The following is an 11,985-nucleotide window of genomic DNA, read 5'->3' as shown; positions in this document are numbered from 1 at the left end:
GTGAACGACAAGACGCCCGAACCCGCGCAAGCCGCACCTTCCGAAGCCGATCCGCCGCCCGCGCCCTGCCCGGACTATCCGCCCGCGCTCGGCGAATCCGCGCTGCTGACGGACGAGGAACTGGCCGCGTCGCGCGACGCGGCGCTCGCTCACTGGGACCGGAAGTCGGATTTGTGGCTGTTCGGGTACGGCTCGCTGATCTGGAACCCCGGCTTGCCGACGCTCGAAGCCGTGCGCGGCAAGGTGCATGGCTACCATCGCGGGCTTTATTTGTGGTCGCGCGTGAATCGCGGCACGCCGGAACAGCCTGGCCTCGTGCTGGCGCTGGATCGCGGCGGCTCGTGCACCGGCATGGCGTTCAGGCTCGCGGGCGCCGATGCGATCGAGCATCTCCAGGTATTGTGGCGGCGCGAAATGGCGATGGCGTCGTATAGGCCCGCGTGGCTGCCCTGCACGCTCGCGGACGGACGGCGCGTGGAGGCGCTGGCATTCGTGATGCGCCGGGATGCGACTTCCTATACCGGCAAACTCTCCGATCCGATCGTGCGCACCGTGCTCGGCTGTGCGAGCGGCCGCTATGGCACGACGCTGGATTACGTCAGCCGGACCGTCGAGGCGCTGCGCGAGAGCGGCATGCCGGATCGCGCCCTCGAAGCGCTCCTGAAACGCTGTCAGGAACAAGGAAATAAATGACGCGCGTGCTTTTCGCATCCGTACGATTTTTTACCGCGCGTCGTCCGTTCGGACAACGCTCATCGCCGGACATACTCCTCGCATATTTATCGGCTAGCATGGCTCATGACATGCGCACTGCGCCACGCAGTCCCCGTTTTTCCTTGGTGTATGCTTGAACTTCCGCTAACCCGCGCCCGGGAACTCCCGGGCGCTCCGCTATGAACGAACCTTATCCCAGTCGACGCCACACCGACAAACCGCCGGAAAAGCGCTCTTTGCTCGAACGGCTGACCGATTTCATCTCGCACGAGCCCGAATCGCGCGACGAACTTCTCGAAGTGCTCCAGGATGCGCACGAGCGCAACCTCCTCGATGCCGATTCGCTCTCGATGATCGAAGGCGTCTTTCAGGTGTCCGATCTCTGCGCGCGCGACATCATGGTTCCGCGCGCCCAGATGGACGCCATCAACATCGCGGAAACGCCCGCCGAATTCATCCCGTTCGTGCTCGACAAGGCGCATTCGCGCTATCCCGTGTACGAGGGCAATCGGGACAACATCATCGGCGTGCTGCTCGCGAAAGACTTGCTGCGCTACTACGCGGAAGAGGAATTCGACGTGCGCGGCATGCTGCGCCCCGCCGTCTTCATCCCCGAATCGAAGCGCCTGAACGTGCTGCTGCACGACTTTCGCGTGAACCGCAATCACATCGCGATCGTCGTCGACGAATACGGCGGCGTGGCGGGTCTCATCACGATCGAAGACGTGCTCGAGCAGATCGTCGGCGACATCGAGGACGAATACGACTTCGACGAAGAGGCCGGCAATATCATCGCGACGCCTGACGGCAAGTATCGCGTGCGCGCGCTGACCGGCATCGAACAGTTCAACGAGGAGTTCGGCACGGATTACTCCGACGACGAGGTCGATACCATCGGCGGTCTCGTCACGCATCGCTTCGGGCGCGTGCCGCATCGCGGCGAGAAAGTGCGCATCGACGATTTCGCGTTCGAGATCCTGCGCGGCGACGCCCGGCAGATTCACGTTCTTCTCGTGCGGCGCGTGCCGAATCTCGCGCAGCAACATCACCACGCAGGCGACGACGAAGACGAATTGCGCGACTAAGCGCGCCGCGGGCGCCGGAGCGAGTCCGGCGCCCGCCATCACCCCTTCGCCCGCCTACGTTTCATCTCGACCGTCATTAATGGCCGATTCATCGTTTCGTTTCCTCTCCCGTCAACGCGACGCATCCCTCATCTCCGAGTCGCCGCGCGCGTTGCCCTTCTGGCATTACCTCGTGGCCGCCGTGCTCGGCGCCATCAATACGCTCTCCTTCGCCCCGACGCCGCACGGCGGCTGGATCGAGCTCGTCATCTTCGCGCTCTTTTTCGCGTGGCTCACGCGCACCGGCAACTGGCGCAGCGCCGCCGCGACCGGCTGGGCGTTCGGCTTCGGCAACTTCGTCACGGGCGTGTGGTGGCTCTACGTGAGCATGCATGTCTACGGCGGGATGGCCGCGCCGCTCGCCGCAGCGGCCGTCGCGCTGTTTTCGCTTTACCTCGCGATTTATCCGGCGCTGGCGAGCGCGGTCTGGTCGTTCGTCGCGGGCCGCGCGCGCTTCGGCGATGAAGACACGGCCACCGCACGCGACATCGACGCCTCGCCGCGCTTTGCGCCGACATGGCACGGCGCGTTTGCGTTCGCGAGCGCGTGGGCGCTCGGCGAATGGCTGCGTGGACTCGTGTTCACGGGCTTTCCGTGGCTCGCGAGCGGTTATGCGCAAGTCGACGGACCGCTCAAGGGCTTCGGCGCGCTCGTCGGCGTGTACGGTGTGGGCTGGGTGCTCGCGCTCGTCGCGGCGCTGATCGTGCAGGCGCTGTATCACTGGCGGCATGCGGGCCGTGGCGCGCGTGCGCTGATCCCCGCGGCTGTTGCCATTGCGCTGATCGTCGGGGGCATGCTGCTATCGTTCGTCGAATGGACGACGCCCGCCAACGCCCCTCTCGATGTGCGTCTCCTGCAAGGCAATGTGAAACAGGAAATGAAGTTCGAACAGGCCGGTGTCGATGAATCGCTCGCGCTCTACCAGCGGCTCATCACCGAGAAGCCCGCCGATCTGATCGTCACGCCGGAAACTGCGCTGCCCGTCTTGTCCGTGCAGATTCCTCGAGACTTCGCCGTCGCGATCCGGAACTTCGCGGACGACACGAACTCGTCGATTCTCTTCGGCGCGATCGGCGTCACGATTCTCCCCGATGGCCGCGCGACCGATTACACCAACAGCCTCTTCGGCGTCACGCCGCACGTGAACGGCGTGTACCGCTACGACAAGCATCATCTCGTGCCCTTCGGAGAATTCGTGCCGCTCGGCTTTCACTGGTTCGTGCGCATGATGGGCATTCCGCTCGGCGATCTCGCGCGCGGGCCGATCGCGCAGAAGGCGTTCATCGTGCACAACCAGCCGGTCGCCGTGGATATCTGCTACGAGGACATCTTCGGCGAAGAGATCGCGCGCACGATCCGCGAGCAGGAAACGCCTGCGGGCATTCTGGTCAACTCGACAAACCTCGCGTGGTTCGGCAATACGATTGCGCTCGATCAGCATCTTCAGATCGCGCGCATGCGATCGATCGAAACCGGCCGGCCGATGCTGCGCGCTACCAACACCGGCATGACGGCGGTGATCGCGGCGAACGGCGATGTCGTCTCGAAGCTGCCGACCTTCACGACCGGCGTGCTCGAAGCGCGCGTGCAAGGGACGTCGGGCAGCACGCCGTATGTGACGAGCGGGAATATGACGGTGATCGCGATGTCGCTCTTGTTGCTCGCGTTCGGGTTTGCGTTTGCACCTGACCGGAAACGTTCGGACGCGCGCTGAACATCGACTGAAACGATGCCGCGTTGCGCCATGCGACGCGGCCCGCGCGTCTGTTTCCGCAGGCGCGTCGATTCCCAAAAAGCCGCAGCCGCCCAGCCGTTCGGCTAAAATTCCCCGTTTCAGCACTTTGGCCGAGCCTCCGAGTCGCGTCGTCCCGACGATGGCCGCGCCGCGTCCGCCCCGCAAAAGGCAATCATGCTCACATTCCAGCAAATCATTCTGACGCTGCAGTCCTACTGGAACGAGAAGGGCTGCGCGCTCCTCCAGCCGATCGACATGGAAGTCGGCGCGGGCACCTCGCACGTCCACACGTTCCTGCGCGCGATCGGCCCCGAGCCGTGGCGCGCGGCCTACGTTCAACCGTCGCGCCGCCCGAAGGACGGCCGCTATGGCGAGAATCCGAACCGCCTGCAGCACTACTATCAGTATCAGGTCGTGCTGAAACCCGCGCCTGAAAACATCCTCGATCTGTACCTCGGCTCGCTCGAAGCGCTCGGCTTCGATCTGAAGCAGAACGACGTGCGCTTCGTCGAGGACGACTGGGAGAACCCCACGCTCGGCGCGTGGGGCCTCGGCTGGGAAGTGTGGCTCAACGGCATGGAAGTGACGCAGTTCACGTATTTCCAGCAGGCGGGCGGCATCGATTGCAAGCCGGTGCTCGGCGAAATCACCTACGGCCTCGAACGTCTCGCGATGTATCTGCAAAAGGTCGAGAACGTGTACGACCTCGTCTGGACCGAATGGGAAGAAGACGGTCCGAACGGCCGCGTGCTGCGCCGGCTGACCTACGGTGACGTGTATCACCAGAACGAAGTCGAACAGTCCACCTATAACTTCGAGCATGCGAACGTCGACCTGCTCTTCACCTTCTTCAAGAGCTACGAAGAAGAAGCGAAGAAGATGATCGACGCAAAGCTCGCGCTGCCCGCATATGAACTCGTGCTGAAGGCGGGCCACACGTTCAATCTGCTCGATGCGCGCGGCGCCATTTCCGTCACGGAGCGCGCGGCGTACATCGGCCGCATCCGTGCGCTGTCGCGTCTCGTCGCGCAGGCTTACTACGATTCGCGCGAAGCGCTCGGCTTCCCGATGCTCGGCAACCCGGTGCGAGGCGATCGCGACCTCGTCACCGACGAGCAGGAAGCGCAGCGCCCCGCGTGGGCGCCGCCGCTCAAGCCGGAAAGCACGCCGCCGGGCGAACGCAGCAACAACGAACAGGTTTGACGAGGCTCGACAGAACAATGACGCAATCCAAACACGCTTCTCTGCTCGTCGAGCTGCTCACCGAGGAACTGCCGCCGAAGGCGCTCGCGCGTCTCGGCACCGCTTTCGCCGACGGCATCGTCGAACGTCTCGCCGCACGCGATCTGATCGACGGCGCGCCCTCGTTCGAAAAGTACGCGACGCCGCGCCGCCTCGCCGTGCTCATCCGGAACGTGCGCGATGTCGCGCCGCAAAAGCAGGTGCGCGAGAAAGTGCTGCCGGTGACGGTCGCGCTCGACAAGGAAGGCAACCCTACGGCGCCGCTCGCGAAGAAGCTCGCGGCGCTCGGCTTCCCCGACTTCCCGCTCGCCGAACTCGAACGCGCACAGGACGGCAAGGCGGAAGCGTTCTTCCTGCGCTATGCCGCGCCCGGCGCGACGCTCGCCGACGGGCTGCAAGCCGCGCTCGATGAAACACTCGGCAAGTTGCCGATTCCGAAGGTCATGACTTACCAGCGTCCGGACGGCACCAGCGTGCAGTTCGTGCGTCCGGTGCAGCGCCTGATCGCCATGCACGGGCGCAATATCGTGCCGGTCAGCGCGCTTGGCGTCGATTCGGGCGATACGACCATCGGCCATCGATTCATGTCGGAAGGCTTCGTCGCGATTCCGCACGCAGACGATTACGCCGACACGCTGCGCAGCAAGGGGCATGTGGTCGCCAACTTCGAGGATCGCCGCGAGTCGATTCGCACGCAACTTCTGGCGTTCGCAGGAGTTGACCGCGTCGTGATGCCCGAAGCGCTGCTCGACGAAGTGAACGCGCTCGTCGAATGGCCGGTCGTCTACGAATGCCGCTTCGACGAGGAGTTCCTGCAGGTGCCGCAGGAATGTCTGATCCTCACGATGCAGACCAACCAGAAGTACTTCGCGCTCACCGACCAGCACGGCAAGCTGCGCTCGCGCTTCCTGATCGTGTCGAACATCGATACGAAGACGCCCGGCGAGATCGTCGAAGGCAACGAGCGCGTCGTGCGCCCGCGCCTGGCCGATGCGAAGTTCTTCTTCACCCAGGACAAGAAGAAGCGTCTCGAAGATCGCGTGCCGCTGCTCGCGAACGTCGTCTATCACAACAAGCTCGGTTCGACGTTGCAACGCGTCGAGCGTCTCGAGGCGCTGGCAGGTGAAATCGCGCCGATGGTCGGCGTCGATGCCGCGCTCACCCGCCGCGCCGCGCGCCTCGCGAAGGCCGACTTGCTGACCGACATGGTCGGCGAGTTCCCGGAGCTGCAAGGGACGATGGGCACGTATTACGCACGTCACGACGGCGAGCCGGAAGAAGTCGCGCTCGCGTGCTCGGAGCACTATCAGCCGCGCTTTTCGGGCGATGAAACGCCATCGACCGGCGTCGGCGCCGCGGTCGCGCTCGCGGACAAGCTGGAGACGATCGTCGGTATCTGGGGTATCGGCCTCGCGCCGACCGGCGAGAAAGATCCGTTTGCGCTACGCCGTCACGCGCTCGGCGTGCTGCGCATCCTGCTGGAAAAGAAGCTGCCGATCGATCTGCGCGATCTCGTCGGCGTGGCGCAACGCCAGTTCGCAGGCATACCGCAAGTCGCCGATTCGACCGACGCCATCTACGCGTTCTTCCTCGATCGCCTGCGCGGTCTGTTGCGCGAACGCGGCTTCGAAGCGAACGATATCGAAGCGGTGCTGAGCCTGAACCCGACGCGTCTCGACGACATCGTCGCGCGCCTCGATGCCGTGCGCGAGTTCGCCGCGCTGCCCGAAGCGGCGGCGCTCGCGGCGGCCAACAAGCGCATCTCGAACATTCTGAAGAAGTCGGAGCAAGGCGCGCCTTCGTCGGTGAACAAGGCGTTGCTCGTCGAAGCGGCGGAAAAGAATCTCTACGCGCAGATCGAGCAGGTGACGCCGCGCGTGCAGAGCCAGCTCGCCGCGCGCAACTATACGGAAGCGTTGAGCGCGCTCGCCGCATTGCGCGAGAGCGTCGACACGTTCTTCAACGATGTGATGGTGAACGCGGAAGATCCCGCGCTGCGCAACAATCGGCTCGCATTGCTCAACGCATTGCATCAGCAGATGAACTGCGTCGCCGATATTTCGAAGCTCGCTGCCTGACGCGCCGCCATGGTCATGAACCGAAAACTGGTCATCCTCGATCGAGACGGCGTCATCAACGTCGATTCCGATGCGTTCATCAAGTCGCCGGACGAATGGGTCGCCATTCCCGGCAGCCTCGAAGCCATTGCGCGCCTGAATCAGTCGGGCTATCGCGTCGCGATCGCATCGAATCAGTCGGGCATCGGGCGCGGTCTCTTCGACATGGCCGCGCTGAACGCGATGCATCAAAAGATGAATCGCGCGGTCGCGGCCGTCGGCGGGCGCATCGACGCGGTGTTCTTCTGCCCGCACACGGCGGAAGATCAATGCGATTGCAGGAAGCCGAGGCCCGGCATGTTGCAGCAGATCATCGACCGCTTCGAGATCGATCCTGAAATTACGCCCGTCGTCGGCGATTCGCTGCGCGATCTGCAGGCGGGCGCGGCGCTCGGCTTCCCCGTGCATCTCGTGCTCACCGGCAAGGGCGAAAAGACGCTCAAGGAAGGTCAGTTGCCCGAAGGCACCGTCGTTCACAAGGACTTGCGCGCGTTCGCGCTCGACTTCCTCGCACGGCATCAGGACCGCTCCGCGGCCCAGTAACACCGAGACGCCATGCGCTTCATCCGTTCTTTGCTGTTGATGCTCTACTTCATCGCGTACACGACGCCGTACGCGATCGCCTGCTTCATTGCGTTTCCGTTCATGCGCGCCGACAAGCGCTACTGGATGGCGGCCGGCTGGTGCAAATCGACCATCGTCGTGTTGCGACATCTGATCGGGATACGCTACACGATCGAAGGCATGGAGAACCTGCCGAATGGGCCGGCCGTGCTGCTGTCCAAGCACCAGTCCGCGTGGGAGACGCTCGCGTTTCCCGCGCTGATGCCGCGGCCGCTCTGCTACGTGTTCAAGCGCGAGCTGCTCTACGTACCGTTCTTCGGCTGGGCGCTCGGGCTGCTCAAGATGGTGCACATCGATCGCAAGCAGGGCCGCGACGCGTTCGCATCGGTCACGCGCCAGGGCCGCGCACGCATGGAAGAAGGCGCGTGGGTCATCATGTTTCCCGAAGGTACGCGCACGCGAGTCGGCAGCCAGGGCAAGTACAAGACCGGCGGCGCGCGCTTCGCCGTCGTGACCGGCGCACCGGTCGTGCCCATCGCGCACAACGCGGGGCACGTCTGGCCACGCAATTCCTTTATCAAATATCCGGGTATAGTCACGGTGTCGATCGGCAAGCCGATCGATACAGCCGGCCTCACGCCCGAGGAAGTGAACACGCGCGTCGAAAGCTGGATCGAGGCGGAAATGCGCCGCATCGATCCGCATGCTTATGCCGCGCCGAACGCGCAGCCGGGTGAAGCCGGCGCCGCGGGCGCGGGCCGCTGAAGCGGCGGCGTTCGGATCGAGCCGCGGCGTGCCTTACTCATTCTTCTCGTCATTCCTGCGCCGTGAGCGCAAAGCCGAGCCGATGCAGAAAGCCCCATCGCGACAGCGTCCCGCCGTCGCGCTCGATACCCTGCAGCTCGATCTGCCGTTCGAGCATGCGCCGGCATACTCCGGCGCGCCGCCCGCGAGCGCACCCGCTCCGCTGCGTGGCGACGTCCCTGCCGCCGATCCCCTCCCCGTCCTGACACCAGCAACTCCGGCGGCGCCGCTGCCCGATGGCGTGCGCCTGCGCCGCATCGCGCTCAAGGCGGGCGCGCTCGAGTATCGGCTGAGGCGTTCGTCGCGGCGCACGATCGGCTTTTGCATCGACGGCACCGGGCTCGCGATCACCGCGCCGCGCTGGGTGACGATCGCGGACATCGAAAGCGCGATCCTCGACAAGCAGAACTGGATCGTCAAGAAGCTCACCGAATGGCAGACGCGCGTCGAGCAGCGCGCACTGCCGCGCATCGACTGGAAGGACGGCGCTCAGTTTCCGTATCTCGGCAAGACGATCAGCGTGTCGCTCGGATCGGCGGCGAGCGCGCTGTCCTTCGACGACGCCACCAACGTGCTCTCGCTCGCCATGCCCGCCTTCGCCGACGCGCAGCAGATCAAGGATCGCGTGCAAGGCTGGCTGCAATCGGAAGCAAAGCGCATCTTCGGCGAGCGGCTCGCGGTGTATGCGGCGAAGCTCGGCGTCGAGTATCGCGCGTACGCGTTGTCATCGGCGGCGACGCGCTGGGGCAGTTGTTCCAGCGACGGCAAGATCCGCCTGAACTGGCGGCTCATTCATTTCCCGATGTCGATCATCGATTACGTCGTCGCGCACGAGCTCGCGCATCTGCGCGAGATGAACCACAGCCCGCGCTTCTGGCAGACGGTCGAATCGATCTTCCCGGAGTTCCGCGAGGCGCGGCATACATTGAAGCATCATCCGCCGGATCTGCTTCCGGCGCTCTGACGCATCGTCAGCGGGCGTCCGGCGCCGACGGTACAATTTCTTTCCTGTCCCCCGCAAACCACACACAACAGGAACCCCACCATGCGACTCCTCCATACGATGCTGCGCGTCGGCGACCTGCAGCGTTCCATCGATTTCTATACGCGCATTCTCGGCATGAAAGTGCTGCGTCAAAGCGAAAACACGGAGTACAAGTACACGCTCGCTTTCGTCGGCTACGGCCCGGAAAGCGAGAACAGCGTGCTCGAACTCACCTACAACTGGGGCACCGACAAGTACGACCTCGGCACGGCATATGGCCATATCGCGCTCGAAGTCGACGACGCCGCCGACGCATGCGAGCGCATTCGCCAGGCGGGCGGCAAGGTCACCCGCGAAGCCGGTCCCGTGAAGGGCGGCACGACCGTGATTGCGTTCGTCGAAGATCCGGACGGCTACAAGGTCGAACTGATCGAAAAGCATTCCTGATTCACGCATGAACTCGCGCCGCGCATTCGTCGCGGCGCGCAATCTCCACGGGCTCATCGCGACCTTTCGCTCATCAGGGCCCGTTCGCTGGCACAATCGACGCTCCAAATCAGTGCATGGCCTCTGCGGCCACGTTCAAGAGCCAGCCAATGAACACGCCGTCCCTCGCCCTGCGCCGCGCCCCCGACACCACCGCCATCGTCGTGATGATCGCGCTGTGCGGCGCATGGGGATTCCAGCAAGTCGCGATCAAGGAAGCGAACGCGTCGATTCCGCCAATGCTGCAAGCCGGCATCCGCTCGCTCATCGCAACACTGCTTGTATGGATCTGGACGCGCACGCGCGGCGTGCCGCTCTTCCAGCGCGACGACACGTTGCCCGCCGGCTTGCTCGCGGGCCTGCTCTTCGGCGGCGAGTTCGTCTGCATATTCTTCGGCCTGAGTCTCACCACCGCAACGCGCATGGCCGTGTTTCTCTACACCGCGCCCTGCTTCACGGCGCTCGGCCTGCACGCATTCGTGGCCGGCGAGCGGCTCTCTCGCACGCAGTGGTGCGGCATCGTGCTCGCGTTCTGCGGCATCGCACTCGCGTTCGCCGACGGTTTTCTGCACGGCAATCCGAATAGCGCATCGACGTTGCAGGGTATCGCGGGCGATGCGCTCGGCATCATGGCCGGCATCTTCTGGGCCGCCACGACCGTGGTCGTGCGTGCGTCGTCGCTGGCGCGGGCAAGCGCGAGCAAGACGCTGTTCTATCAACTGGCGGTGTCGGCGGTGCTGCTGCTCGCGCTCGCGGCAGGCATCGGGCAGACGCACGTCGAAGCCGTCTCGACGCTCGCGATCGCGAGTCTCGCGTATCAGGCGATCGTCGTCGCGTTCATCAGCTATCTGACCTGGTTCTGGCTGCTCACGCGCTATATGGCGTCGCGGCTTTCGGTGTTCTCGTTTCTCACGCCGATCTTCGGCGTCACCTTCGGCGTGCTTCTGCTCGGCGAGCATTTCACCGCGCGTTTCATGGTCGCCGCGGCGATGGTCCTCGCGGGCATCGCGCTGGTGAACCGGCCGGCGCGCCGGACGTAGATCATTCGGGCGCGGTCGCGCGAATCGTGACCATGTCGTGATCGATGTCGTCTTGGTCGGCGGCGGCGTGAAGGTGCTCCGCCGGCATCGGTTCGACCGGATAGCCGTGCTTCTCCCACGCATCCAGCCCGCCCTTCAGCGGCCGCACGTGCCTGAACCCCTTCGCGCGCAACTGCCGTGCGATGGTCTTCGCGGTCGCCTCGTTCGGGCACACGCAATACACGACCACCTCGTGCTCCGAATACAACTGATCGACGCGATCGGGCGAATCGAGATCCAGCGCGATCGCGCCCGCGATGCGATACGGCTCGCGGCGGCGGATCTCCGCCGGGCGCGCGTCGTAGATCACGGGCGGCGTGTCGGAACGCATCATCGCGTCGAGTTGATCCGGCGTGATGTGATACTTCGCGAGCCACTGGCGAAATTGCTCGCGGCGGATCCATCGATACAGCATGAAGCCGAGCGCGACCATCACGAGAATGTCGATCACCGTCGTGCCGTTGGCGCGCACCAGGATGACGAGCCGTCCGATCTGTTCCTGCAGCGCCGCGCCGCCGAGCATCCAGAAACTCGCCCACGCCGTCGCGCCGATCAGATCCCACAGCAGAAAGACGCGCACTTCGATCTGCGTGGTGCCGAGCAGCGGCGCCGACACGAGCCCGAGCCCGGGCACAAACTTCGACAGCGCGAGCAGCGGCACGCCGAAGCGCTCGAACCAGCGGCGCGCGGTGCGCAACGTCGTATCGATCGACAGCGAGAAGCGCACGAGCGAATTGAGAAAGCGCCGGCCGTAGAGTCGGCCGGCGGCGAACCAGAGCGAATCGGCGATGAGCACGGCGAGCACTGCCGCCGCGAGCATCTGCCAGAACGGCGCGTTGCCGGCGGCGACGAGCGTGCCGGCGAGAATCAGCATCGGCGCGGCGGGGACGGGCACGCCGAGCTGCGTCGCGAGGACGCTGACGAAGACGGCCCACGCGCCCCACGACGACGCGAGCGAAGTCGGGACGTGCGGCATTCGAACCTCTTGATGGAGCTTCCGTGGAGATGACCGCCGGCGCGTTCGGGTCCGGCGCAAAAGGTTACACTGTATCGCGATCCTGACAAACACGCCCAATCGATCAGGGCGACGAGAGCACGACGCGAGTCGACGCGCCGCACGGCAGCCGGGGGAATC

11 protein-coding genes are annotated in these 11,985 nt (G+C 64.8%); 10 read left to right on the top strand and 1 reads right to left on the bottom strand.

Annotation, left to right across the window (positions count from 1 at the left end):
- From NCT32_RS02100 to NCT32_RS02055, 10 genes are all read left to right on the top strand, one after another.
- A complete protein-coding gene (locus tag NCT32_RS02100) occupies positions 1-693 on the top strand; it encodes a gamma-glutamylcyclotransferase (RefSeq protein WP_061117753.1) in 693 nt (230 codons plus the stop codon).
- 200 nt (positions 694-893) lie between these two features.
- A complete protein-coding gene (locus NCT32_RS02095; RefSeq protein ID WP_061117754.1) occupies positions 894-1,799 on the top strand; it encodes an HlyC/CorC family transporter in 906 nt (301 codons plus the stop codon).
- A gap of 79 nt (positions 1,800-1,878) precedes the next feature.
- Positions 1,879-3,552 carry an apolipoprotein N-acyltransferase gene (gene lnt, locus NCT32_RS02090; RefSeq protein WP_061117755.1) on the top strand — a complete coding sequence of 558 codons (1,674 nt, stop codon included), beginning with the start codon at positions 1,879-1,881 and terminating at the stop codon, positions 3,550-3,552.
- Positions 3,553-3,747: 195 nt separating this feature from the next.
- Entirely contained in the window at positions 3,748-4,776 is a 1,029-nt protein-coding gene (glyQ, locus tag NCT32_RS02085) for a glycine--tRNA ligase subunit alpha (RefSeq protein WP_086960944.1), read from the top strand.
- Positions 4,777-4,793: 17 nt separating this feature from the next.
- Complete coding sequence (glyS, locus tag NCT32_RS02080) at positions 4,794-6,893, top strand: glycine--tRNA ligase subunit beta (RefSeq protein WP_061117756.1); 2,100 nt, start codon at positions 4,794-4,796, stop codon at positions 6,891-6,893.
- A 9-nt stretch (positions 6,894-6,902) separates the two neighbouring features.
- Positions 6,903-7,475: a D-glycero-beta-D-manno-heptose 1,7-bisphosphate 7-phosphatase gene (gene gmhB, locus NCT32_RS02075; RefSeq protein ID WP_061117757.1), complete on the top strand. Its 573-nt coding sequence runs from the start codon at positions 6,903-6,905 to the stop codon at positions 7,473-7,475.
- A gap of 12 nt (positions 7,476-7,487) precedes the next feature.
- Positions 7,488-8,261 (top strand): 1-acyl-sn-glycerol-3-phosphate acyltransferase, encoded by a 774-nt coding sequence (locus NCT32_RS02070; protein ID WP_061117758.1) that lies wholly within the window; start codon positions 7,488-7,490, stop codon positions 8,259-8,261.
- 82 nt (positions 8,262-8,343) lie between these two features.
- Positions 8,344-9,264, top strand: a complete 921-nt coding sequence (locus NCT32_RS02065; protein ID WP_061117882.1) for a M48 family metallopeptidase — start codon at positions 8,344-8,346, stop codon at positions 9,262-9,264.
- Between the two features lie 81 nt (positions 9,265-9,345).
- Positions 9,346-9,732: a lactoylglutathione lyase gene (gloA, locus tag NCT32_RS02060; protein WP_061117759.1), complete on the top strand. Its 387-nt coding sequence runs from the start codon at positions 9,346-9,348 to the stop codon at positions 9,730-9,732.
- Between the two features lie 149 nt (positions 9,733-9,881).
- Positions 9,882-10,811, top strand: a complete 930-nt coding sequence (locus NCT32_RS02055) for a DMT family transporter (RefSeq protein WP_061117760.1) — start codon at positions 9,882-9,884, stop codon at positions 10,809-10,811.
- A gap of 1 nt (position 10,812) precedes the next feature.
- Here NCT32_RS02055 and NCT32_RS02050 read toward each other — a convergent pair whose 3' ends face one another.
- Complete coding sequence (locus NCT32_RS02050) at positions 10,813-11,826, bottom strand: DedA family protein/thiosulfate sulfurtransferase GlpE (RefSeq protein WP_061117761.1); 1,014 nt, start codon at positions 11,824-11,826, stop codon at positions 10,813-10,815.
- Between the last annotated feature and the right edge of the window lie 159 nt (positions 11,827-11,985).

It is taken from the genome of Caballeronia sp. INML2 (assembly GCF_023631365.1).
Classification (GTDB): Bacteria; Pseudomonadota; Gammaproteobacteria; order Burkholderiales; family Burkholderiaceae; genus Caballeronia; species Caballeronia turbans.
Note: the sequence above shows the minus strand (reverse complement) of the source record. Positions and strands in the feature narration are given on the sequence as shown.